The sequence below is a fragment of the Alkaliflexus imshenetskii DSM 15055 genome, assembly GCF_000517065.1.
Taxonomy (GTDB): Bacteria; Bacteroidota; Bacteroidia; order Bacteroidales; family Marinilabiliaceae; genus Alkaliflexus; species Alkaliflexus imshenetskii.
In genome coordinates this window covers 2,417,078-2,441,217 of sequence record NZ_KI912105.1, presented here as the reverse complement: position 1 = coordinate 2,441,217, position 24,140 = coordinate 2,417,078, and the positions used below count along the sequence as shown (strand labels likewise).

The window sequence follows — 24,140 nt, the reverse complement described above, 5'->3', positions numbered from 1 at the left end:
TATTGAAGCACCCGGAATTCAAATCCGGGATAATTAGCCGGATAAGTTACTTTTGACCGTAGTAGGCATTTTTGCCATGCTTACGCTCAAAATGCTTCTCAACCAACAAAGGATTCATTGTAAGGGCAGGATTTAACATACGGCTCATGAATGCCATTTTTGCCACCTCCTCCAATACCACACTATTATGCACAGCATCATGCACGTTTTTTCCCCATGTGAAAGGCGCATGGTTTTTAACCAGCACGCCGGGAATATGCACGGGGTTAAGACCTTTAAATGCCTCGATAATCACCGTTCCGGTTTCCATCTCATAGGCACCCTTCACCTCGGATTCAGTCATGTCACGGGTACACGGCACATCGCTCGCAAAATAATCGGCATGTGTGGTACCAATAACTGGAAGGTTTAATCCTGCCTGAGCCCAGGCCGTTGCATAAGTTGAATGCGTGTGCACCACGCCTCCAATCTCTGGGAAAGCCTTATATAAAGCAAGGTGTGTAGGCATATCTGAGGAAGGACGCAAACTGCCTTCCACCACATTACCATCCAAATCCACTACCACCATCTGCTCCGCATTCATGCCATCATAAGCCACACCACTTGGTTTTATTACAACCAATCCCGATGACCTATCGATGGCACTGGCATTACCCCATGTAAAAATCACCAATCCATACTTAACCAAATCAAGATTTGCCTGACAAACCTCTGACTTTAATTTTTCCAACATGTGATATATCTGGTTAAACAGTTATTTGATTTGAATAAAAATATTTGCAGGAACGGAGCCCTCCGCTCCTGCAAATAGTTAATACTTAAGAGTCTGCTACCAAAAATAGGCATACAGAGAAACAATAATCACCACAATACCCATTGCACCAGCGGCAAATTTGCCATCGGTTTGGAATAACACTGGATCTACTTCGTAGGCGCGCTCGTCCTTCAACTTAGATGATGCATTTGTGAACATTATCAAAGAGAGGAAACCTAATAAGGACGAAAGCATAAAGATGGAGTCAAACCCAAGATTGAGAAGGTTGAATCCGAACAATGGTGTACCCCAAATTATACCTGAAACAAAACCCACACCTCCTGTAACTGCAAAGAACCATCCTGCACGCATAAGGCGTTTGCGATTTTTCTCTGTTTGGGGTTTAGCTTGAACTTTGTGTTTATCAGTCATTACCAAAATCACTGCTAAACCAATAAGCATGATACATACATACCCCATACGAATAATAAATGGCAAATCGGGCAACAGAATTTTCATCAGAATACCCGCGGGAATGGTGGCAATTGTTGTCCACAAAGCAGCCCGGTTGGTGGCACGCTTCCAAAGCAATCCCATACCAAACACCACTACAACACCGGGATAGATAAATCCGGTGTACTCTTGTATGTACTGAAAAGCCTGATCGAGACCACCCAGAAGCGGTCTGGCCGATACCATTGCAATAACCAGAGCTACAGCAGCAGTGATACGTCCGGTTTTCACCAACTGTCTTTCAGATGCTTGTTTATTTATCATGTCACGATAAATATCCAAGGTAAAAATGGTCGACGTGGAGTTTAGCATAGATGCCAGTGATGAAACCACCGCTGCTACAAGTGCGGCAAAGGCAAGTCCGCGAATACCCACTGGAGCGAAATTTCGCAACAACCAGGGATAGGCCTCATCGGCTACCTGAATATCGCCATGCAAACCGGTAAGGGTCTGTTGCAAATCGGGATGGTTAAAGAGTACATAGGCCGTTATACCAGGCACAATTACAATGATTGGAATAAGAATTTTCAAATAAGCTCCAAAAATAAGTCCTTTCTTAGCTTCTTCCAGGTTTTTGGCTGCCAACCCTTTTTGAATAATATACTGGTTAAAGCCCCAGTAGCCAACATTGGTCAGCCACATAGCACCAAAAATCACTGCCAGCCCGGGAAGATCCTTAAACAATGAGCCAGATACATCTAAGTCACGATTGATAATCATGTTGAAATGCAAGTCTTCGGGCACTTCTCTGATTTTTGAAAGCACAATCATAAATCCTTCGATGGCACCGCCGCCTGAACCGCTAACGGCATCTAAGGCAAACCAGGCTGTAATAAGACCTCCACCAACAAGGAAGAAAACCTGAATAACATCGGTCCATGCCACAGCTTTCAACCCTCCGTATATTGAGTAGATACCGGCAAAGAGCAACAATGCAGGCACACCCCATTCTTTCGGGAAGCCCAAAATCTGTTCCATGGCAAGTGCACCAAGCCAGGCAACCGAGGTCAGGTTAACAAATACATATACCAGTAACCAGAAGAAGGAGAAAAAGAAACTAACGCCCTTTCCATATCGCTCTTTGGCGAGTTGTGGCATGGTATAAATTTTCTTTTCGATCATCATTGGCAGCAGATACTTTGCAACCAGTATCAGGGTGATGGCCGCAATCCACTCGTAAGCCGCAATGCCTAATCCAATCCGGAATCCGGAACCTGACATTCCGATAAAGTGCTCAGCTGAAATGTTGGCAGCAATCAGCGAAGCTCCGATGGCCCACCATGATAGTTTACCACCAGCCAGGAAATAGTCCTTTGAATTTTTCTCCTCGCCCTTTTTCGTTCGTGAAAGAAACAGCCCCAGACTTACAATGATTAGCGCATAGGCTATAAAAATCATGTAATCCAGAGTCGTAAAACCTGCATTCATAAAATTTAGATTTAAACTGGTTTACTAAAAAGGGTTGTTTGCCCCGTTGAGACAAACAACCCTGACTGATTAAAATCCTTTGTTCAGATGGTAAAACACATCATTCCACTTAAGCTCCTTTTTGAACTCCGAAATGGTGGTTTTATCGTCAATAAGAAGATATTCGACACCGGCCATTTCAGCAAAATCCTCCATGCAATCGGCCGTGATTGATTGACTAAATGATGTATGGTGAGCGCCACCTGCCAGAATCCAGGCTCCTGCACCAACTTCCAGATTTGGTTTTGGCACCCATAGTGCACTTGCTACGGGCAATTTGGGCATTGGCGCGTCCAAAGGCACTACTTCAACCTCATTTACAACCAATCGGAACCGGTTACCCATATCCATTATGGATGCATTGATTGCCGAGCCGGGCTTCACAGTAAACAACGACCTAACAGGATCTGCCTTGCCACCAATACCGAGTTTGTGAATTTCTACCCGTGGCTTTTGCTCTGCAATTGATTCACATACCTCAAGCATGTGTGCGCCAAGCACCTTACTTCCGGCGCCTGAAAAATGATAGGTATAGTCTTCCATGAATGAAGTACCGCCATCGAGTCCGGTGGCCATTACTTTCATGGCGCGCACCAGGGCAGCTGTTTTCCAATCGCCTTCACCACCAAAACCGTATCCATCTGCCATTAGGCGCTGAACGGCAAAACCAGGCAACTGCACCATGCCATGCAGATCCTCAAAGTTTGTGGTAAAGGCCTTAAAGCCGCCTTTCTCGAGGAAAGCCCGCATTCCCAGCTCAATTCGGGCAGACTCACGCAACGAATCGTGTCTCTCGCCGCCCTCTTTGAGTTCAGATGCCACATCATATTTTTTCTCTATTTCAGCAACCAGCACATCAATGTCAGCAGCCTCAACCGCGTTCACCGAAGCAACCAAGTCGCCTATACCAAAACCGTGTACTGTAAGTCCCATGCGGATTTGAGCCTCCACCTTGTCGCCTTCAGTCACAGCCACGTTGCGCATGTTATCGCCAAAACGGGCCACTTTCATACCCTTAAGTTCGTGCCATCCGGCAGCGGCTCTGGTCCATGTGCCGATTTTTTGTTGTACAGCCGCATCAGACCAATGTCCAACCACAACCTTACGCTGAATTCTCAAACGGCTTCCGATAAAACCAAATTCACGATCGCCATGTGCAGCCTGATTAAGGTTCATAAAATCCATATCGATTTCAGACCATGGCAACTCCTTATTATATTGCGTATGCAAGTGAAGGAATGGCTTCTGAAGCGATGTAAGTCCGGCAATCCACATTTTTGCGGGTGAGAAGGTGTGCATCCAGGTAATTAAACCGATGCATGATGGTGTACTGTTTGCCTGAACACAAACATCCAGTATCTCTTCAGCTGTTTTCACAACAGGTTTAAACACCACTTTCACAGGAATTGAAGCAGCGCCATTGAGCGCAGCAGCAATTGCCTGAGAGTTAGCAGCAACCTGCTCCAATGTTTTTGGGCCATAAAGATGCTGGCTACCAGTCACAAACCAAACCTCAAACTGTTTCAACATAGTCTTAAATTAAATAGTTTACATTCCCGGTCAATTAACACTGTATTAAGAACAACCATCGGTAAACATAATGTTTTACACCAAATCATCTGTTAATATTACACATTTTTTTTGTGCAAAACCGCTTCTTTAATAAAGAAACAGACCGTCAGGATTGTAACACATAATACACCCTCTCCCAGCAAATCGTTTCCCTCACTAAAAATCCACTTCATTACTTTGGATGGTTGTTATCTCAAAAACGATATAAAAGTAATATTTACTTTCAAAAAAAACCAAAAAAATGTACAAAAAACATCTTGTCCCATTTAAAGTAAAAACATCACAGCAAAAGGATGATACATATTAGGCTATGTAAAATTTAAAACCAGTTATCATTTCATTTTCACACAGATACAGTTGTCTCGAAAAAACACTGTTGATAAAGAATATACCAATGGTTTTATCCTTTTCATTATATTTGGATGTTTTTTTGGCCTGAAGAATATGCAATACCGGCATTTCAAAGGCCGGCACAACCGTAAATAATTACATAGCTGCCTTATGATTGAGAATTATTCAGAAGATACCATTCAAACTCTGGACTGGAAAGAACACATCCGCCGTCGTCCCGGCATGTATATAGGAAAGCTTGGGGATGGAAACTATGCCGACGATGGGATTTATGTACTTCTGAAAGAAGTTATGGACAATGCCATTGACGAATACATGATGGGGTTTGGCAAAAAGATTGACGTCACTGTACAGGATGGCCAAGTGACCGTGAGAGATTACGGACGCGGTATTCCCCTGGGAAAAGTAATTGATGTGGTATCCAAAATGAATACCGGCGCCAAATACGATAGCAAAGTATTTAAAAAATCGGTGGGACTGAACGGTGTTGGGGTAAAAGCAGTAAATGCACTCTCCATCAATTTCATGATACAAGCATTTAGAGACGGGGAGACTAAAAAGGCTGAATTCAGTTGCGGTGAGATAAAGGCAGATTTCCCCGTTGAGGCAACAAAATCTCCAAACGGTACATTGGTTCAGTTTAACCCGGATGGAAACATTTTCGAGAACTTCAACTTTAAGGAAGAGTATATTGAAGATCTGCTTAAAAACTACACCTACCTGAATGCCGGGTTAACCATCAACTTTAACGGCAAAGCTTATCAATCGAAAAACGGCTTGCTTGATTTGCTCGACGAGAAAATGACCGAGCCCGGATTGTATCCGATAATTCAATTAAAAGATCCGGATCTTGAAATTGCCATCACCCATACAACACAATACGGCGAAGAGTATTACACGTTTGTAAATGGTCAGCATACCACACAGGGTGGTACGCACTTAATTGCATTCCGCGAGGCCATGGTAAAAACCGTACGTGAATTTTACAACAAAAACTTTGATGTAGCTGACATACGTCAAGGAATTGTTGCTGCTGTAAGTATCAAGATTGAAGAACCTGTATTTGAATCACAGACAAAAACCAAACTTGGCTCCAAGGATATGTCGCCCGGTGGCGCATCCGTCAGAAACTACATCACTGATTTTGTGAAACAGCATCTCGACAATTTCCTGCACAAGCATGGAGATATAGCGGATATCATTCACAAAAAAATACTGGAATCAGAGAAGGAGCGCAAAGCCATCTCGGGCATTCAGAAACTGGCCAAAGAGAGAGCCAAGAAAGTAAGCCTTCACAATAAAAAACTGCGCGACTGCCGTATTCATTACAACTCGAATGAACAACGCAAGCTGGAATCTTCCATTTTCATCACTGAGGGAGACTCGGCCAGCGGCTCTATTACTAAAGCGCGCGACGTAACTTCGCAGGCTGTATTCAGTCTAAAAGGGAAACCCCTGAACACCTATGGGCTCACGCGTAAAATAGTTTACGAAAACGAAGAGTTCAACCTATTGCAGGCTGCCCTCAACATAGAAGAAGGACTAGAAACATTGCGCTACAATCATGTCATCATCGCCACCGATGCCGACGTGGATGGGATGCACATCCGATTGTTGCTCATCACTTTCTTTTTGCAGTTTTTCCCTGAACTGGTGAAAAATGGACACCTCTACATCCTGCAAACACCACTATTCAGGGTTCGTAACAAAAAAGAGACTCGCTACTGCTACTCGGACGAGGAACGTAATAATGCCATAAAAAAACTTGGTGCTGCCGCTGAAATCACTCGATTTAAAGGATTGGGAGAGATTTCTCCCGATGAGTTTAAGCACTTTATTGGCAGAGACATGCGACTGGATCAAGTGCGTATGAAAAAAGAGGATGCAGCCAAAGAACTGCTTGATTTTTACATGGGGAAAAACACTCCCGACCGACAAACATTCATTATCGACAATCTGGTTGTGGACGAAGAGATGCTTTAACCATGCCAGACTACCACACAACCACAATGAATGTAACCAGAGCCAACGCAAGAACACAATTAAGTCATGGAGAACGACAATATATTTGATGACAATGAAGAGATGCTGCCCACGGAAAACAATGGCGGGCATCTAAACCCTGAACATTTTGCCGATGTGCCCAAAATCACACCTCTGCAAGGCATGTACCGTACATGGTTTCTCGATTATGCATCATACGTTATCCTGGAGAGGGCTGTGCCACATATTAACGACGGGCTTAAACCGGTTCAGCGACGCATCCTTCACTCGATGCGGCGAATGGACGATGGGCGATTTAACAAGGTAGCCAACGTTATTGGTCATACCATGCAATTTCACCCACACGGCGATGCATCTATTGGCGACGCACTGGTGCAACTGGGGCAAAAAGAACTTTTGATTGATACCCAGGGAAACTGGGGAAACATATTCACCGGCGATGGCGCAGCGGCGCCTCGTTACATCGAAGCGCGCCTCACAAAACTGGCACAGGAGGTAGTATTCAATCCCAAAACCACCGAGTGGAAACCATCCTACGATGGTCGCAACAAGGAACCAATCACGCTTCCGGTGAAATTCCCGCTTCTTCTTGCGCAAGGCGTAGAAGGAATTGCCGTTGGACTCGCCTCAAAAATTCTGCCCCATAACTTCAATGAACTGATAGATGCATCAATTGCCTATCTGAAAAACGAAGATTTTGAGCTGTTCCCGGATTTCCCAACCGGTGGAATGGTGGATGTATGGCGATACAACGACGGATTGAGAGGTGGACAGGTAAGAGTAAGAGCCAAAATCAGCAAACTCGACGCTAAAACACTTGTTATCACAGATATTCCTTTCGGAAAAAACACCACAACCCTAATCGAGTCCATCCTTAAAGCTGTGGAAAAAGGGAAAATAAAAATCCGAAAAATTGACGATAATACAGCCGAGAATGTCGAAATATTGGTTCATCTTCCTGCCGGAACATCGCCCGACAAAACAATTGACGCCCTGTATGCTTTTACCGATTGTGAGGTGTCAATTTCACCCAACGCATGCGTCATCCGTGAAAACAAACCATGCTTCATCGGTGTATCAGAAATTCTGAAGTCAAATACCAAGCACACCCTTCACCTGCTCACGCGTGAGCTCGAAATACGCAAGGCAGAACTGCTCGAAGGCTGGCACCTCTCATCATTGGAAAAGATTTTTATTGAGCATAAAATCTATCAACGAATCGAGGATTGCGAAACCTTTGAAGCAGTAATACAAACCATTGGACACGGACTGGAACCGTTCGCCAACCTCTTTAGACGCGAAATTACCCGCGACGACATAATTCAGCTCACCGAGATAAAAATTAAACGCATCTCAAAATACGACGCCAAGAGGGCCGATGAATACATCTCTTCCATCGAAGAGGAACTCGAGCAGGTTGATTACCACCTTCAAAACATCATTCCTTACGCCATCGATTATTACAAGCGTCTAAAAAAGAATTTTGGGGGCAAATTCACGCGTAAAACGGAGATTCGTAGTTTTGAAAACATCGAAGCCACAAAAGTTGTGGTGAAGAACGAGAAGTTATACATAAATAAAGAAGAGGGTTTTGTGGGTTATGGCCTGAGAAAAGACGAGTATGTTTGTGATTGTTCCGACATCGACGACATCATAATCTTTTACAAAGATGGCCGATACATCATCACCAAAGTGCAGGAAAAAGCCTTTGTGGGTAAAAACATCATTCATCTGGCCATATTTAAAAAGAACGACCAGCGTACAATCTACAACCTGGCATACCGTGATGGGAAACACGGCCCTACATACGTCAAGCGATTTGCCGTTACCGGCATAACACGTGACAAAGAGTATGATGTAACACGCGGCACATCAGGTTCAGAAGTGGTATATTTCAGCGAAAACCCCAATGGTGAGGCCGAAGTATTGCGCATCACATTAAAACCCAGGCCACGTATCCGCAATCTTATTTTTGAATTCGACATGGCCGAACTTGCCGTAAAAGGTAGAAGTGCCATGGGTAACATACTTACCAAAAACGAAATACATAAGATTGCTCTTAAGCGTAAGGGCGAATCGACCCTTGGAGGCCGAAAAATATGGTTTGAGCCAGAAGTGCTTAGGCTGAATGCCGATGGCAGAGGCAGTTATTTGGGCGAATTTCAAAATGACGACCTTATTCTTGTCATCACCAGAGACGGCCATTTCTATCAGACCAATTTTGACCTTAGCAATCACTACGACGACAACATTCTCTACATTGAGAAATTTAATGCGGAGAAAGTATGGTCGGCAGTCTATTATGATGCCGAGCAAAAATTTCATTACCTAAAGCGTTTTCAGGCCGAACAGGTTTCAAAGCCTCAACGATTCATTGGCGAGCATCCCGGCTCTTATCTGGTGCGCATGACACACCTCGAATACCCAAGGCTTGAGATAAAATTTGGAGGCGACGACAAGGATAAAGAGAAAATGATAGTTGAGGTTGCAGAATTTATCAATGTTAAAGGATATAAAGCCAAGGGGAAAAGACTTACAACCTATCAGGTTTCAAAAATCAATGAGCTTGAGCCGCACATCAGACCGGAAGATCTACAACAGGAAGAGATTAACGATGACAACCATTCAGAGGATGATGAGCCGGATGGGCAAATGTCTATATTCTAATAACCAATGAGAGTAGAACGCATTTTTCTGGTTGGATTTATGGGAAGCGGTAAATCAACCGTGGGGCGCAACCTCGCCAGAGCAATGGCTTGGAAGTTTATAGATCTGGACGACTATATACAGCAGCAAGAGGGAATCACCATCACACAGATATTTGCTCAGCATGGCGAAAAGGCCTTTAGAGAGATGGAGAAAAATGCCATCTCCGAAGTGTCCCTGCTAAAAAATGTGATAATTGCCACCGGCGGAGGCGCTCCTTGTTTTCACAACAACATGTCGTTCATGAAAGAGCATGGTCTCACAATCTATCTCTTTCTCAATGCCGAAGGTCTTTGTGAGAGGCTGATGCCGGCAAGAAACTCACGTCCGCTCATTGCAAACAAAAACAAAAGCGAATTACTGGCCTTTATCCGGGAAAAAATTACGGAAAGAGAACCTTATTATTCAAAAGCACACATCACAGCCGATGCCACAACTGTTGGCACAGAACCTTATGTAAACATCATCAGATTATACCAGTCGCAACAGCAGCAATAAAGCGTAATCTGACTCAAAAAGAGGGGTCGCAAATCAAATGACTTGCGACCCCTATCTGTATTTGGCATCTTCAGCGACTTCAAATCTCTACTTTATTTGCTTACCAGTTCAGTACCACATTGAATGAAACCTGAGGTCTGGCAGGAGCCGGTACTAACACATACCCAGCTTCGTAAGGCAGATAAAAGAAACCGTTGTAATAGACATAAGGCTGACCATTGTAAACCCTTACTACGTGTCTGGCAGGCAAATGGCGCACGTGAAGGAACGGAGAATCAACCACTACGTAGCCATGACTGGGATGATATCTGTAGAAATAATTGTTGGCGTGGTAGTATTCATAACCGTTGTAATGAAATCTGTTAACCCTTTGTGAAGGCAAATGGCGGTAATAAACGCCTCTTGCAGGTGCTTTATGGTGATGGTGGTGGTGTACCACGGTTGTTGTATGAACCGGCTTGGCAGGAACATGCTTGTGGTGATGCACAACTTTTACGTCTTTTTGATGGTTGTTACGTTGTGTATTGTGATGCACAACCCGATCGTTGGGACGGTTAGAGTTCTGATTCTGGCTATTGTTGCGGCCATTGCTTTGAACTTGTGTTGCCCTTCCTCTATTATCCTGAGTTGATGGCCTGGTACGCTGTTCACTCGCTGATTCTCTGCGATTCTCTTCTCTGTTTTCAACCCTTGGCGATTCCCTGCGGTTATCGTCTCTGGTATTCTCCCGGCCATTACGTTGCCCGGAGGCGGACACAGTTACCATTGATAATGAAACTATGACTGCGAAGCTGCGGATGTATTGTAGAGTTTTCATGGCATCTGGTTTTAATCGTTAATACTTAAGGAACGTAAACCGGTTTGATATTATACAACCAAAAGATGTGCCAAAAAACGATCTGAAAACCCAGGCAGACCGCAATCATTTGATTATCTATATGTTGTGGTGTTAAAATAATTTAAATACCAAATTCCCATACTCTGTTTAACTGATTCAAATGAGCAATGTATATAACTGCCAGATGAATAAAATATAGAGAATACAGCCACTATAAAAATGTATTTAGTATATTTAAACTCATTAAGTTTACGTAGATAATGGAAGAGAAAGACCAGAATTTGGCCCATATAAACGACCAGTTCAGAATTAATGCCCTGGAAAAGGAAATTGTAAGATTACGAACGCTTACTCATAAGCAATCGGCGAAATATAACAGGTTAAAAAAAGCAAGTTTCTTCCAGATCCTTTTCTTTATTTCTCTTTTTATAATGCTAAGTATGTATGGCTTTTTACAATGGCCACCATCGCATGAAACGGTTACTGCCAACAACAGTAAAATAGTGCCAATCAAAGAACTTATGCTGCCGTTAGACACAGCAACTGTATTCCCTACTTACGAGGATTCATTAACCGAAAAACTGCCAGTTGAAATATCCCTGAATCCTGTTGTCTATAGTGTGCAGATTGGCGCTTATTCCGGGATAGACATGGCTCCTTTTGAGTTGAACCTTGTATCGCTTCAGCAATATACCGTTGATGACATAAACCAATTTACAGCCGGAATTTTCAATGATTATGGTGATGCTTCGCGGTTTAAAACGCTTCTGGTTAAAATGGGATTTGCCGATGCCTTTGTAATTGCCACCTATCGCGGTAAGCGCATTTCGATAAACGAAGCACTGGCGTTGCAAAATGACACGTCGCTGCCCGACAACCCATCCCACCAACCATCGGTAAACAACTATAACGAAGGGGTATTATTTCCATAACGAAAACCATCGGTAAATTTTTTAACCACCCGGTAGTTATAAAAAAACTCACGAGCCACAACACGGAGTATTGTATATACTGGTATCGCTAAGAACATTCCGATAATGCCCGACATGTACCCGGCCATCATAATAACAAGGAATATTTCGAGTGGATGAGCCTTCACGCTGTTGGAAAATATTACAGGCTGAAACACCACATTATCGAGTAACTGGACTACGGAATAAACAAGGCCCATATATCCCAAATACGACAGAAAAGTAATATCAGAAGGAAATTGAAGATAAATAATGATGCCGGTAATACACCCAAAAAAGGCTCCTATCAAGGGTCCGACGTATGGAATTACATTTAAAAGGCCGCTAATAAGACCAATGGTAATTGCATGATTAAACTCCAGTCCCAAAATCATAAAGCCAATGGTTACCAGCATGCATATCAAAAAAATCTGCACCAAAATTCCTATAAAATAGCGACGCAGCAAATACTTCACCGATTGGAGAACATGTCGCAATCCGGCCTCGTAGCTATCTGGCACAAAAATCATAAGTAAACCGAGCAGCAAGCCTTCCTCCTTTAAAAAAAAGAAAGTCATAAAGGTGATAGAAAATGCGGCTACAAAAAGACCGCCAAAAAAGCCGACAAGTCCTGAAAAAGTGTCCTTGATGTAAACCACATCAAAAAGTGTTACCGCCGCCTCTGTTATTTGAGTTTCCAATGCACTAACAATGGTAGCATTGTTCTTTCTGAAAGGCTCTAGCGCATCAAACAGCATCTGGCTCACCCGGTCGATTACCTGCGGGATGTCAACAGTTGAAAGATAATGAAGCTCTCCCCCTATGAGCGGAATGGTAAACCGGAAGAAGAGGATAATTAACGTCCATATAATTAACACTGTGAAAAGAGCGGCAAATCCGTTTGAAACTTGTAGCCATTTAAATTTAATCCGCTTGAAAAGATCAAACAACGGACGCGCCACCAGCGAGAGCACAGCAGAAATACCAATATAAAAGAATATGAATCGAAAATACCAAAGCATAAAAACCCCGATAACCAGCAGTGCGGTTAACAACAAATATCTAATTATGTTTTGCATCGTTACAAAAAATTGAATTACAATTACCAGCCATTAGCCATACATGCATCACCGATAGGCATAAACAATAGACACTGCACACTCAGTGAGTTATTCATCAACAAAAAACTATTTTGTTCAAACCGTGCAGCTGTGCTTATGGCTTACAATTTAACAAATCACTATCAAAAGCTAAATATACAATAAAGATGGCGTGCTACTCGTCGTGAACCAAAATAGTTTAATCTGAACACGTTCACACACAAACTATCATAATGTAATTTAAACCAAACACAAAAAAAACATGGCACATCAAACGATTGCGCTGAAAACCAACAGCAAAGAACCAAACAATTTAATATATAAAATAAACATTCCGGACTTTAAATAAAAAGAATTAGTCAAAAAAAATTTGTTTTTCTGGCAAAACTTATGAAATTAGCCCCGCAGATGGTATCACCAGAACCTTATAAAATATAAATTGCTGATAAAGGGGAATCCGGTTTTCCGGAAGTAAAATATGTTAATCCAATATTGGGATGCATATAACTAAGATAATCAACCCTTCAACTAAACAGTTATAGTTTTAGGTTCAACTGTTTTTATTTATGCATTTCCGGAATAGCCAGCTGACTTGCTATTAGAAAACAGTAATCCATTGGATTATGCCTACGACCAAACTCCTTACCTCAAAAAATGTATGGTTGTTGGCGCAACCCTGATAACAGATGTTTTTTTTTAAATATCTTAATCAGGTTTGGGGATTGTTCACGCGATGATGAGAATGAAATTCAACGACAATTCTGCGAAACGGTTATGCCATGTAATAAGCATAAAATTGCAGATTTAAAATCTCCGAGTCAAAATGTGACAAAACCATTGGCGAGAATTAAAGCTAAAATTAACACCAAATCAGAGAAAAATGAAAGGAGCTATCATAGGAGACATCATCGGATCGGCATTTATAAACGAAGACCTTTCAGGAACGGATTTTCAGCTTTTCAGACCCACTTCAGAATTTACAGACGACACAGTTTTAACCCTTGCAACAGCTGATGCACTGCTCAGCAATAAAGACTATAAAGCATCTATTCTTGAATGGGTAAGAAGGTTTCCGGATGCTGGCTATAGGAAGGACTTCCTCAAGTGGGTTGAAAATGACGGAAATGACATCTATATCAGTGAAGGTGACGGTGCTGCCAGACGCGTGAGTCCTATTGGATATGCCTCCAACACGCTTGAAGATGCATTGAATGAAGCAAAAAAAACAACTGTTATTACACACAACGTTCCAATACGTATTGAAGCTTCACAAGCTACCGTTGCAGGTGTATTCATGTTAAAAAACGGTGCTACGCGCAAGGACATCAAATCATATATCGCGGTTCATTTTGGCTATGACCTCTCTCTTGACATATCACACTGGAAAAAGGAGATACAAAGCGGACGCCCATTGGCCACTCCGGTGCCACCAGCCCTTACCGCCTTCTTATCTGCGTCAGATTTTGAAGAGGCCATACGACTGGCCATCTATATTGGCGGACCAACCAACACCATTGCATCAATAGCCGGAGCATTTGCGGAAGCCTACTTTAAACACATTCCCAAAGCATTCATCAAGCGGGCGCTGGCCAGATTAACCCCAGACATGGAAGCGCTGATTAACAATTTTGAGAATCAGTATACCACTGAAGATGCCCAGATGATATAAACCGATAACGCCATAAAATAAAATGAGTTATGACTAAAAGAAAACAGTTGTCATAACTCATTTTTTTGTGCGATTAAATCCCGGGTGTGCTCTTATATGAGTGCAATTTTTAACACATCCATTATTGTGTCGGCATAATGAAAGGTAAGCCCATCGAGATAAATGGGTTTAATCTCTTCAATATCCTTACGATTCTCTTTTGACAGAACAATCTCAGTGATACCGGCGCGTTTGGCAGCCAGAATCTTCTCTTTAATACCTCCAACGGCAAGCACCTTTCCTCTTAAAGTAATTTCACCAGTCATTGCCAGACGGGGTTTCACTCTTCTGCCGGAGAAGATGGAGGCCATGGAGGTTACCATGGTAACGCCAGCTGATGGCCCATCCTTAGGAATGGCTCCTTCAGGCACGTGCACATGAATATTATTCTCCTCGAGCAACTTCACATCGATGCCCAACTCAGCAGCATGAGATTTTATGTACTCCAAAGCCAATACGGCTGACTCCTTCATCACATCACCGAGGTTGCCGGTTAAAGTAAGGTTACCTTTCCCTTTGCTTAGACTGCTTTCAACAAAAAGGATTTCTCCACCAACCGCAGTCCAGGCCAAACCTGTAACTACCCCGATAAACTCCTCTTTCTCCCAGCTATCTTTTGAAAACTTTTCCACACCCAAAAAAACCCTTACATCGGCCATTGTGAGTGCCTTTTTGGTCTCTTCACCGGAAGCAATTTTGAGTGCCAGTTTACGGAACAACCGTGCCAGCACTTTATTCAATTCTCTCACGCCCGATTCACGGGTGTAAGATTCAACAATATATGACAACACTTTTTTAGACAGTGACACACTGTTAGTTGGGATGCCATGATCGTCCATCAATTTTGGAATAAGATGACGTCTGGCAATTTCAACCTTCTCCTCCAGAATATAGCCACTTACATCGATAAGCTCCATTCGATCGAGCAAAGGCGCTGAAATGGTGCTTAATGTGTTGGAAGTAGCAATAAACATCACCTTTGAAAGGTCAAAATCAACTTCGAGGAAGTTGTCGTGAAAAGAGCCGTTTTGTTCAGGATCTAAAACTTCGAGCAATGCCGAAGCAGGATCGCCATGATAACTGTTACTGATTTTATCCAGCTCATCCAGAATAAAAACGGGATTTGCGGCTCCTGCCTTCCGAATACTCTGAATAATCCTTCCGGGCATGGCCCCAATATAAGTTTTACGATGGCCACGTATTTCGGCCTCATCGTGCAAGCCACCCAACGACATTCTGACATACTGACGCCCCAAAGCCTCTGCCACAGACTTACCCAACGATGTTTTACCAACACCAGGAGGGCCATAAAGACAAAGTATTGGACTTTTTAAATCACCTTTAAGTTTAAGAACGGCCAGATGCTCAAGTATCCGCTCCTTAACATTGTCAAGTCCATGGTGGTCGCGATCCAAAATACGGCGAGCGCGACTTAGGTCAAAATTATCCTTGGTATATTCATTCCAGGGTAGATCCAGCATGGTTTGCAAATAGTTATGCTGCACTGAATATTCCCCGGCTGCCGGATTTAACCGACGTAATTTTTCGAGCTCTTTACGAAAAACGGCATCCACCTCTTTGGTCCAGCTCATTTTGGCAGCAGCAGCCTCCATATCCTTTATCTCCTGCTCCACCGGACTGGCACCCAACTCATCCTGAATGGTTTTCATTTGCTGATGCAGCAGATATTCACGCTGTTGCTGGTCAATATCCATCTTCACCTTCGATTGAATATCGTTTTTAATCTCCAGCAACTGAACCTCTCTCACGAGATGTTCAACCAACGCGTGGCCTCGCGCCATTAAGTCGTCCAACTCGAGTATCCTTTGCTTTTCAGCAATTTTTATATCGGCATTGGAGCCTATGTAGTTTATGAGAAACGATGGGCTATCGATATTCTTAACAGCAAAGGATGCTTCGGGGTGCATTTGCGATGAGTTCTTGATTATGCGGAGAGACAAATCTTTAAGCGAACTCACAACAGCCTCGAACTCACGCTTTTCATCGCCATCGGGCATCACATCCTCAATGGGTAAAATGGTTGCGGTATGATATGGTTCATCAGAGACTATCTCTTCCCAGCGAAAACGCTTTCTACCCTGAATAATAACAGTAGTAGAGCCATCAGGCATCTCCAGCACTTTTAACACGCGGGCAATGGTTCCGATGCGGTAAAGGTCTGCTTCACCGGGATTTTCCACTTTAAGATCTATTTGCGCCACTGCACCAATCGAGGTTTTGTTGCGCTGAGCATCCCTCACCAGTTTAAGCGATTTCTCCCTGCCGATGGATATGGGAACAATTACACCTGGGAAAAGTACCATATTTCGAAGGGGCAACACGGGCACAACACCCGGAATCTCATCACCATCAGATTCAGTGTGAAACTCTTCCTCTTCAATTATCGGAATGTACTCGGTTCCTGAATCACCAAAATCACTTAGCCCCATTGGTCTGATAGATATCTTTATATTGTCGTCCATAGTCAATTACTATCTCACTTAATGCTCAATTATGTAGTTTCCATAGATTGTAGCAGGTTCAAATGCCTGACAAACATCTTCCTTGTGTAGATAAAAACGGATGAAACAGATCCAGGCATCTGCCATTCTGTCTGGAAACCTGAAGTTATAACACAATATTCTTTAAGGTCAATAGCTATGCCAAAAAAGAAGAATGAAGTTAATGTACTACCAAATCTGTATGACAGAGAAAAAAAAAGCTCCGGAAAATCCGAAGCTTTATTACCTATGAAAGAAAAAATTACTTTTTCTTATCAAAATGTTTTTGGTATCTATTCATGAACTTATCAACACGTCCTGCGGTGTCAACCAGTTTCATTTTGCCGGTGTAAAACGGGTGAGAAGAACTAGAAATCTCGAGTTTTACCACTGGATACTCTACACCGTCTATAACTTCATTTTCACGGGTATTAACGGTTGAACGGGTTAAAAACACATCTCCGTTGGACATGTCCCTGAAAGCAACCATGCGATAATTATCCGGATGAATTCCCTTTTTCATTGTATTTATTATTAATGTTTTCCGGATTTTACGGGCATCTTAAAGGTGACTTACTAAGATGTCCGGAACCCATACTGATTTAACTCAATCTTATATCGTTCCAAAATGGTTCGCAAAGGTAAAGATATCGATCGCAATTGCCAAACCTTTTATTACTTTTTTCTTGTGATTATGACGCAGATAAATTTACTGTGCCTTTGCTTCGTTGCTCCTGATAACCTCCCGGGTATCCAAAGGAATGCTTCCCGCCCTTTGGCTAACCCGCTTTGCGGGATCAAAAATGAAACGGTAGGTTATATGTCTCTTTCCAAATTCAGCACCCATTGATTCATGAACTGCGCGCATTTTAGGATTGAAATCGCCCACCCACGACAACTCCATTTCGGTAAGATATGGCTTCTTGGCAACATAGTCGCGTAAATGCCAAAACATACCTGACTCAATCCCCATACGTTGATAACGAGGCTTTACGCCCATGATTACCACACGTGTTCTGGTCATCTCATTGCGCCACTTATAATAGAGAAATTTGAGTTTATTTATCAGATTAAACTTGCCTTTAAAATGTCTGATGATTTGGTTCACGTCGGGAAACATCACCAGAAAAGCGATGGGCTCTTCTTTATAATATGCAAACCAGATAAGCTCTTCGTCCATAAAGGCAGACGCTTCTTTTAAAGACTTACGAAGCGTATCGGGATCCATAGGCGTAAAGTTCTCATGAAACTGCCATGCGTCGTCATACACTTCCACAAAATCGCGGATGAACTTCTCTGAACTCTTTTTCGAGAAGTGTTGGAACGAATAACCCTCACGGGTCACAACACGTCCGGCAATTTTCCAGAATCGTTCCGGAAATGGTTTGGTGATATCCAGTATATTGGTTACCTGCTCAAAATAGTCGAGAAATCCGTAACCTTCATAAAACTCCCGATAATAGGGCGGGTTGTATTGCATCCCAAAGCCGGGAGGTGTAAACCCATCAACAAGCAATCCCCAAAACGTATCATTCTCCCCAAAATTGATGGGGCCATCCATCGCTTCCATGCCGCGCTCCATAAGCCACTGCTTAGCGGTATCAAATAACATCCAGGCAGCGTCCCTGTTGTTGATGCACTCAAAAAACCCCATCCCTCCTGTTGGCTGTGGAAATCCGTATGCTTTCTTTTGGTTGATGAAAGCAGCCACACGCCCGATTGCCTCTCCATTATCGTTTACCAGAATAAATCGAGCAGCATCACCATGTTTATAAAAATCATTGCTTTTAGGCGAAAAAATCTCTTCAATCTGGGCATCCAAGGGTCTGATGTAAGCGGGATCTTCCTTATAAACCAAATCCACAACATCCAAGAACATCATACTGGTCTGCTGATTATCTACAGGTAGTATTTTCATAATTTATCATTTCGGGAGTTAAACAGAGCACAAAAATAAAGTCTTGAACGGTTTTATCAATTATCCGGCTGCCTCAATTTCGAATAAAATCTCCTCACCTGCCTGTTTCAGATGATTCATATCCGACGCTATCCATTTTCTGGCCAGCCCAACCACCTTGGGCTGAAACTTCTTGTCGAACCTGCCGGCCATTTTCAGGCAGTGTGCCACAGCTCTTACAAGCCGGTTATCGCCTGCCAATGCTTCAATGGTTGACAAATTATCCTGCAAAAAAGCACTTAATCCTTCACCCGCGAACCGATATTGCCATCCAATTGACATCAATGCGGCGTAGCGTACAAAAACCTGTGGGTGGAGAATCCATTTTTCGAGTATCTTTAATGACGACTGACGTTTTCCCAACAAATTAAAAGCCACTTGCTCAGCCAACTCAATATTGGTAATACCATCGGCCCACTCGGATAGTTTCTCATCGGTAAGTGTATCGCGCTCAGCAATCATTGTTGCCAATATCATCATCTCGCGAATATTCATAAACCACAAACGCTCTGCAATTTCGTTGCTTGGCTTAAACTCCTGCGACAATTGACGAAGGTGAACCAGCGAAACACCATAAAGCTTGCGGTATGAGTAGCCGGCATTTTGCAATTGTTGAGCCACCTCACCGTTCATCAACTGGCGGACACGTGCCTGAATCATCTTTACCTGACGATCCATAGTTTCATTATATGTAAAGAATTTCATCTGAAATCTGTATGAATATATTCTGTAAAAGCCCTAATTTATCATCAAACATACCGAAAAACAAGTCACCTATCACCTACCGCTAAAATTCCAATTCGACAACACACCACTTAATTACATGATTGACTTGCATTTTCATCAAAACTATAAAAGGACATCAAAAAAAACGCCTTTAAAAGCCCAAAATCATTTGCAAAATTAGAAGAAAAAACTTTATATTTGCACTGCTTAAAAAATGGTGATTGTAGCTCAGTTGGTTAGAGCGCCTGATTGTGGTTCAGGAGGTCGCCGGTTCGAACCCGGTCTTTCACCCTTTAAAAATGTAGGTCTGCTCAACATGTTGGGTGGACCTTTTTTATTGCTCATATCCACATCCAAGGCATGCATCCCCAAAACTTTACAGGCAAATTAAACAAATATTCCTTAAATTGGGCATGAAAATAACACACACCTGCAACCGAGTTATACTCAAGCAATCATGGCCTGGAATATGAATACACTTCACAAAACCGATTCAAATAATACAACTACAGGAAATGTTAAAACCTGGCTCACCATATTGCTGATTATCTGCAACCTGCCAACCTCAGTATCTCAAACACTGATTGAAACCATCAACAGAACCGCAGATGCCACATTTACCATTACTGCCTATTCCAAAACAAATCAACCCACCGACACAACCCGTGGCTTCTTCATAAGCAGCGATGGGTTAGCCATCACCTGTGCATCCATTTTATTGAATGGTGACTCGCTGGTTTTTTCGAACCACCGCAACCGTCACATGCATATCAACAGGGTAATAGCCATACATCCGTACAGTAATCTGGCCATTATAAGTGTCTCCGGGCTGCGCGGACGCCTCGACCGCTATCTAACACCATCCCGCACCACATTTACTATTCCCGAAGAGATTTTGCTTTTTGCACACCCTACAGATGAACAAAAGGCAGAAAACTTTGGCGAAACCAGTAAGCAAATGCGCTGTTTTTACATAGGCAGATGCAGCCAACTAAGGCTTAACGCAGGAAAAATTTCACGTGGCGCACCTGCAATAAATGGAAATGGGCAGTTTGTTGGGATATATCAATATGTTGACCAACTAAAAAAAGGCGTGCTAATGCCTGTTTACCTCATCAACGACGACTACTGGGAAACCGTAAACCAAACTTGGGCAGGCTTTAAAACAAACAGAAACCGGGCTCGCCTCTCATCCCCTGTGTTGATGGAGGCACTCGTGCTTCAGGCAGATGGAAGATGGCTTGAATCGGCCAGAGCATTTACTTCGGCGTTGAGACTCTATCCTGAACACGCCGGTATTTTTGCTCTGAGAAGTATAAGCAGGGTGAATTATGGAAATAACGTTGGTGCACGTGAAGACTTCACCAAAGCACTGCAAACAGACAATTCACATGCGCTGCCAGGCCTTGCAAGGGCCATCTATCTCTCAAAAAATGCTCAACCCAGAGAAGCCATAGAAGAGATTCTGAATAGTGGATCAAAAAATGAGGTTCCTGCTGAGATGTTTATTCTACTGGGACATTTACAAGAAGCCAACAACGACATCCGAAGGGCACATGCAAGCTACTCCCATGCCATCGAGCTGGATTCCTTGTGCGATGAAGGATATTATGAGCGTGGGCGTTTGACGATGCACCATGCATCAAATCAAGCGCGCGCACTTGAAGATCTCACACGGGCATCACAACTAAACCCCTCCCTGCCTGGCGTATTTACAATGTTAGGAAACATCCGCCTAAATCAAAATGATTATCTTGTGGCAATCAGGGATTTTGACCGGGCACTCCTAAACAATCCTGATGACGTTCCGGCTTTAATGAACAGAGGTATTGCGCTCTACAACACAGGGCGTAAAGACAAGGCATGTGAGGATTGGTCTAACGCAGGAAAAAAAGGAGACACCCAGGCCTTCAAACTCATTTCTCGATACTGTTCCGAGTTAAAACACCGCTAGAACCGCACATTGGGGCAAAAGGCCTGGCCTGTCATTTTGGCATCAATGCAATTATGACCCATATTTTTAGTAAATTTGCCCCCTGTTTCTCTCACAGATATACAATCATATAAAACATTAGTTAAAACATGATTACTCCAGAACAAATTAAAGATTTAAGCGGCAGAGAGCTGGCGCTGAGGAGGTACCTTTGACATCGATCGCAAGAAAATTGAGATTGAAGAAGAAGAACTGAGAACTCAGGCACCCGGATTCTGGGACGACGCAAAAAAGGCGGAAGAGCAGATGAAGAAACTCAAAGAGATCAAAGCATGGGTAAACGGTTACAACCAAGCCAAAGCAGCCATAGATGATTTAACGGTACTATACGACTTTTTTAAAGAGGGCGAAGCCGAAGAAGCAGATGTGCAAAATGCATTAAAATTGGCAAAAAACCTGATTGAAGATCTCGAACTGCGAAACATGTTGCAGAAAGAAGAAGATAAATTGGGTGCCATACTAAAAATTAACGCCGGAGCCGGCGGCACCGAAAGCCAGGACTGGGCACAAATGCTAATGCGCATGTATTTGCGCTGGGGCGAAAAAAACAAATACAAAGTAAACATAACCCATGTGCTTGATGGTGACGAAGCCGGAATTAAAACAGTAACCATCCAATTTGAGGGTGAATACGCCTACGGCTATCTCAAAGGAGAGAATGGCGTTCACAGGTTGGTACGTTTGTCGCCATTCAACTCAGCCAATAAACGGATGACATCATTTACTTCAGTATTTGTTATCCCCCTTATTGATGACACTATTGAAGTTGAGATAAACCCGGCAGATATTACCTGGGAGACTTTCCGCTCGAGCGGTGCTGGCGGTCAGAACGTGAACAAAGTTGAAACGGGCGTACGTTTGCGCCACGCACCAACAGGTATCGTAATTGAAAACACCGAATCACGTTCGCAAGGAGGAAATAAAGAGAATGCGCTTCGCATCCTGAAATCGCAACTCTATGAAATGGAGCTGCAAAAAAAGATGGAAGAGGTAAACAAAATAGAAGCGCAAAAAAAGAAAATTGAATGGGGTTCGCAAATCAGATCATACGTACTCCAGCCATATAAACTGGTAAAAGATGTGCGCACAAACCACGAAACCAGCAATGTGCAGGCTGTACTTGATGGCGACATCGATGATTTTATTAAAGCATACCTGATGGAGTTTGGGGCTGCCGACGTATTTGAAAAAAATTAACAATGATACAGATACTTCACAATCCGCGGTGCACAAAAAGCAGAGAAGTATTCAATTACCTTGCCGAGAAAGGTGTTGAAGCTGAAGAGATACGATACATAGACAATCCGCTTAGTGCCGAAGAACTCAGGGAAATTGCGAATAAAATTGGCATCAAACCAATTGATTGGGTGCGAAAAACTGAGGCGCTATATAAATCAGAATTAAAGGGAAAGACACTTTCGGACGACCAGTGGTTTGAGATACTATCTCAAAACCCACGACTCATCGAGAGACCAGTGGTAATTAATGGTGACAAAGCTGTCATTGGCCGTCCCTTCAATAAAATATTCGATATCCTTTGAAACTATAGATTTCATGCAAATCCACTCCTCACTCGATGCATATACCGGCAGTAACGCCATCGTAACCATGGGTACTTTTGACGGAGTACATCCTGGCCATCGGGCGCTGCTGGAGCGTGTAAAGCATCTGGCAAGCGCTGAAGGAGCTGAATCCGTTGCCGTAACATTTTGGCCACATCCGCGCATCGTTCTAAATCAGGACGTACAAAAACTTCGTCTTCTGACCACTCTCGAAGAAAAAATCAACATAATCAGTGAACTAGGCATCGATCACCTTGTGGTGCTACCTTTTGATGAGTCGGTTTACACCCTTTCAGCGGAAGAGTTTATACGCCAAATTCTGGTTGAAAAAATCCGGATGAAGCATCTGGTAATTGGTTACAACCATAGATTTGGCAAGGGGGGCTCCACACTGGAAGACAACATCAGGTATGCAGGAAAATATGGGTTTGAGCTTAGCCAATTCAGGCACATCGACATTGATGGTCACTACCCCAGTTCAACGAAAATCAGAAACCTGCTGATGGAAGGAAATATTCCACAAGCAAACTTTTTGCTGGGATATTCCTATACCATTTCGGGGCAGGTCACCGGTGGTATGAAGCTGGGACGAAAACTGGCCTATCCAACAGCCAACCTCATTATTAGTGAAAAGGCAAAACTAGTACCACCCGACGGGGTGTATGCCTGTCGTGTAAAAGTGCTGGGTAAAATTTTTGGCGGAATGGTTAACATTGGCATCAGACCAACGGTCAACAATCAAATGGACAACCGCTCCATAGAGGTGCACATACTTGATTTTCATGACGACATCTATTCCGAAGAAGTCTCCTTGCAGTTTTTAACCAAAACACGAGAAGAGATGAAATTTCCGGGACTGGACGAACTCAGAGAACAACTCAAGCGAGACGAGTCTCAAATCAGAAGCATCCTAAATAACTATACCCTAACGCAATAACAA

General features: G+C 43.1%; 18 protein-coding genes and 1 tRNA gene. 10 read left to right on the top strand and 9 right to left on the bottom strand.

Annotated elements, in window-relative coordinates:
- Positions 1-46: 46 nt before the first annotated feature.
- The 3 genes from ALKIM_RS0110235 to araA form a co-directional block, all read right to left on the bottom strand.
- Entirely contained in the window at positions 47-733 is a 687-nt protein-coding gene (locus tag ALKIM_RS0110235; RefSeq protein ID WP_026474562.1) for an L-ribulose-5-phosphate 4-epimerase, read from the bottom strand.
- Between the two features lie 96 nt (positions 734-829).
- Entirely contained in the window at positions 830-2,695 is a 1,866-nt protein-coding gene (locus ALKIM_RS0110230; RefSeq protein WP_026474561.1) for a sodium:solute symporter family transporter, read from the bottom strand.
- Between the two features lie 69 nt (positions 2,696-2,764).
- Entirely contained in the window at positions 2,765-4,264 is a 1,500-nt protein-coding gene (araA, locus tag ALKIM_RS0110225; RefSeq protein WP_026474560.1) for an L-arabinose isomerase, read from the bottom strand.
- A 543-nt stretch (positions 4,265-4,807) separates the two neighbouring features.
- Between araA and ALKIM_RS0110215 the strand changes: the two genes are divergently transcribed.
- The 3 genes from ALKIM_RS0110215 (at position 4,808) to ALKIM_RS0110205 (ending at position 9,865) form a co-directional block, all read left to right on the top strand.
- Positions 4,808-6,640 (top strand): DNA topoisomerase IV subunit B, encoded by a 1,833-nt coding sequence (locus tag ALKIM_RS0110215; protein WP_026474559.1) that lies wholly within the window; start codon positions 4,808-4,810, stop codon positions 6,638-6,640.
- Between the two features lie 66 nt (positions 6,641-6,706).
- Positions 6,707-9,328: a DNA gyrase/topoisomerase IV subunit A gene (locus ALKIM_RS0110210; RefSeq protein WP_044117875.1), complete on the top strand. Its 2,622-nt coding sequence runs from the start codon at positions 6,707-6,709 to the stop codon at positions 9,326-9,328.
- Positions 9,329-9,334: 6 nt separating this feature from the next.
- Positions 9,335-9,865 (top strand): shikimate kinase, encoded by a 531-nt coding sequence (locus ALKIM_RS0110205; protein ID WP_044117874.1) that lies wholly within the window; start codon positions 9,335-9,337, stop codon positions 9,863-9,865.
- Between the two features lie 100 nt (positions 9,866-9,965).
- Here ALKIM_RS0110205 and ALKIM_RS0110200 read toward each other — a convergent pair whose 3' ends face one another.
- Entirely contained in the window at positions 9,966-10,682 is a 717-nt protein-coding gene (locus ALKIM_RS0110200) for a DUF6515 family protein (protein WP_157363882.1), read from the bottom strand.
- A 281-nt stretch (positions 10,683-10,963) separates the two neighbouring features.
- On the opposite strand from ALKIM_RS0110200, the gene ALKIM_RS19315 reads away from it, so the two are divergent.
- Positions 10,964-11,635 (top strand): hypothetical protein, encoded by a 672-nt coding sequence (locus ALKIM_RS19315; RefSeq protein WP_052345517.1) that lies wholly within the window; start codon positions 10,964-10,966, stop codon positions 11,633-11,635.
- Here ALKIM_RS19315 and ALKIM_RS18230 read toward each other — a convergent pair.
- Entirely contained in the window at positions 11,608-12,732 is a 1,125-nt protein-coding gene (locus ALKIM_RS18230) for an AI-2E family transporter (protein WP_044117873.1), read from the bottom strand. The two genes, ALKIM_RS19315 and ALKIM_RS18230, sit on opposite strands and share 28 nt — an antisense overlap.
- A gap of 901 nt (positions 12,733-13,633) precedes the next feature.
- Here ALKIM_RS18230 and ALKIM_RS0110185 point away from each other — a divergent pair.
- On the top strand, positions 13,634-14,422 hold the full coding sequence (locus ALKIM_RS0110185; RefSeq protein WP_026474555.1) for an ADP-ribosylglycohydrolase family protein: 789 nt from the start codon (positions 13,634-13,636) through the stop codon (positions 14,420-14,422).
- A 92-nt stretch (positions 14,423-14,514) separates the two neighbouring features.
- On the opposite strand, the gene lon is transcribed toward ALKIM_RS0110185, so the two are convergent.
- The 4 genes from lon to ALKIM_RS0110160 all read right to left on the bottom strand — a co-directional run bounded on the left by lon (position 14,515) and on the right by ALKIM_RS0110160 (position 19,624).
- Complete coding sequence (lon, locus tag ALKIM_RS0110180; RefSeq protein ID WP_026474554.1) at positions 14,515-16,944, bottom strand: endopeptidase La; 2,430 nt, start codon at positions 16,942-16,944, stop codon at positions 14,515-14,517.
- A 280-nt stretch (positions 16,945-17,224) separates the two neighbouring features.
- Positions 17,225-17,485 carry a type B 50S ribosomal protein L31 gene (locus ALKIM_RS0110170; RefSeq protein ID WP_026474553.1) on the bottom strand — a complete coding sequence of 87 codons (261 nt, stop codon included), beginning with the start codon at positions 17,483-17,485 and terminating at the stop codon, positions 17,225-17,227.
- A 186-nt stretch (positions 17,486-17,671) separates the two neighbouring features.
- Positions 17,672-18,880: a GNAT family N-acetyltransferase gene (locus tag ALKIM_RS0110165; protein WP_026474552.1), complete on the bottom strand. Its 1,209-nt coding sequence runs from the start codon at positions 18,878-18,880 to the stop codon at positions 17,672-17,674.
- A 60-nt stretch (positions 18,881-18,940) separates the two neighbouring features.
- Positions 18,941-19,624, bottom strand: a complete 684-nt coding sequence (locus tag ALKIM_RS0110160) for a DNA alkylation repair protein (RefSeq protein WP_044117872.1) — start codon at positions 19,622-19,624, stop codon at positions 18,941-18,943.
- A gap of 237 nt (positions 19,625-19,861) precedes the next feature.
- On the opposite strand from ALKIM_RS0110160, the gene ALKIM_RS0110155 reads away from it, so the two are divergent.
- From ALKIM_RS0110155 to ALKIM_RS0110135, 5 genes are all read left to right on the top strand, one after another.
- Positions 19,862-19,937, top strand: a tRNA-His gene (locus ALKIM_RS0110155).
- A 177-nt stretch (positions 19,938-20,114) separates the two neighbouring features.
- Positions 20,115-21,599, top strand: coding sequence for a S1 family peptidase (locus ALKIM_RS0110150; RefSeq protein ID WP_218916697.1), 1,485 nt, complete (start codon positions 20,115-20,117; stop codon positions 21,597-21,599).
- Positions 21,600-21,727: 128 nt separating this feature from the next.
- A protein-coding gene (gene prfB, locus ALKIM_RS0110145; RefSeq protein ID WP_157363880.1) for a peptide chain release factor 2 occupies positions 21,728-22,835 on the top strand; the annotation gives its coding sequence in 2 pieces (ribosomal slippage) (positions 21,728-21,790 and positions 21,792-22,835; 1,107 coding nt in all).
- A 2-nt stretch (positions 22,836-22,837) separates the two neighbouring features.
- On the top strand, positions 22,838-23,179 hold the full coding sequence (arsC, locus tag ALKIM_RS0110140) for an arsenate reductase (glutaredoxin) (RefSeq protein ID WP_026474548.1): 342 nt from the start codon (positions 22,838-22,840) through the stop codon (positions 23,177-23,179).
- A gap of 13 nt (positions 23,180-23,192) precedes the next feature.
- The gene (locus tag ALKIM_RS0110135) at positions 23,193-24,137 is read left to right on the top strand and encodes a bifunctional riboflavin kinase/FAD synthetase (RefSeq protein ID WP_026474547.1); all 945 of its coding nucleotides are present in this window, start codon (positions 23,193-23,195) and stop codon (positions 24,135-24,137) included.
- Positions 24,138-24,140 lie beyond the last annotated feature (3 nt).

What these genes read in the sequence shown, in the direction of transcription:
- ALKIM_RS0110235 (WP_026474562.1), bottom strand. Translation starts at nt 733, where the DNA reads ATGTTGGAAAAATTAAAGTCAGAGGTTTGTCAGGCAAATCTTGATTTG.
- ALKIM_RS0110230 (WP_026474561.1), bottom strand. Translation starts at nt 2,695, where the DNA reads ATGAATGCAGGTTTTACGACTCTGGATTACATGATTTTTATAGCCTAT.
- araA (WP_026474560.1), bottom strand. Translation starts at nt 4,264, where the DNA reads ATGTTGAAACAGTTTGAGGTTTGGTTTGTGACTGGTAGCCAGCATCTT.
- ALKIM_RS0110215 (WP_026474559.1), top strand. Translation starts at nt 4,808, where the DNA reads ATGATTGAGAATTATTCAGAAGATACCATTCAAACTCTGGACTGGAAA.
- ALKIM_RS0110210 (WP_044117875.1), top strand. Translation starts at nt 6,707, where the DNA reads ATGGAGAACGACAATATATTTGATGACAATGAAGAGATGCTGCCCACG.
- ALKIM_RS0110205 (WP_044117874.1), top strand. Translation starts at nt 9,335, where the DNA reads ATGAGAGTAGAACGCATTTTTCTGGTTGGATTTATGGGAAGCGGTAAA.
- ALKIM_RS0110200 (WP_157363882.1), bottom strand. Translation starts at nt 10,682, where the DNA reads ATGAAAACTCTACAATACATCCGCAGCTTCGCAGTCATAGTTTCATTA.
- ALKIM_RS19315 (WP_052345517.1), top strand. Translation starts at nt 10,964, where the DNA reads ATGGAAGAGAAAGACCAGAATTTGGCCCATATAAACGACCAGTTCAGA.
- ALKIM_RS18230 (WP_044117873.1), bottom strand. Translation starts at nt 12,732, where the DNA reads ATGCAAAACATAATTAGATATTTGTTGTTAACCGCACTGCTGGTTATC.
- ALKIM_RS0110185 (WP_026474555.1), top strand. Translation starts at nt 13,634, where the DNA reads ATGAAAGGAGCTATCATAGGAGACATCATCGGATCGGCATTTATAAAC.
- lon (WP_026474554.1), bottom strand. Translation starts at nt 16,944, where the DNA reads ATGGACGACAATATAAAGATATCTATCAGACCAATGGGGCTAAGTGAT.
- ALKIM_RS0110170 (WP_026474553.1), bottom strand. Translation starts at nt 17,485, where the DNA reads ATGAAAAAGGGAATTCATCCGGATAATTATCGCATGGTTGCTTTCAGG.
- ALKIM_RS0110165 (WP_026474552.1), bottom strand. Translation starts at nt 18,880, where the DNA reads ATGAAAATACTACCTGTAGATAATCAGCAGACCAGTATGATGTTCTTG.
- ALKIM_RS0110160 (WP_044117872.1), bottom strand. Translation starts at nt 19,624, where the DNA reads ATGAAATTCTTTACATATAATGAAACTATGGATCGTCAGGTAAAGATG.
- ALKIM_RS0110150 (WP_218916697.1), top strand. Translation starts at nt 20,115, where the DNA reads ATGAATACACTTCACAAAACCGATTCAAATAATACAACTACAGGAAAT.
- arsC (WP_026474548.1), top strand. Translation starts at nt 22,838, where the DNA reads ATGATACAGATACTTCACAATCCGCGGTGCACAAAAAGCAGAGAAGTA.
- ALKIM_RS0110135 (WP_026474547.1), top strand. Translation starts at nt 23,193, where the DNA reads ATGCAAATCCACTCCTCACTCGATGCATATACCGGCAGTAACGCCATC.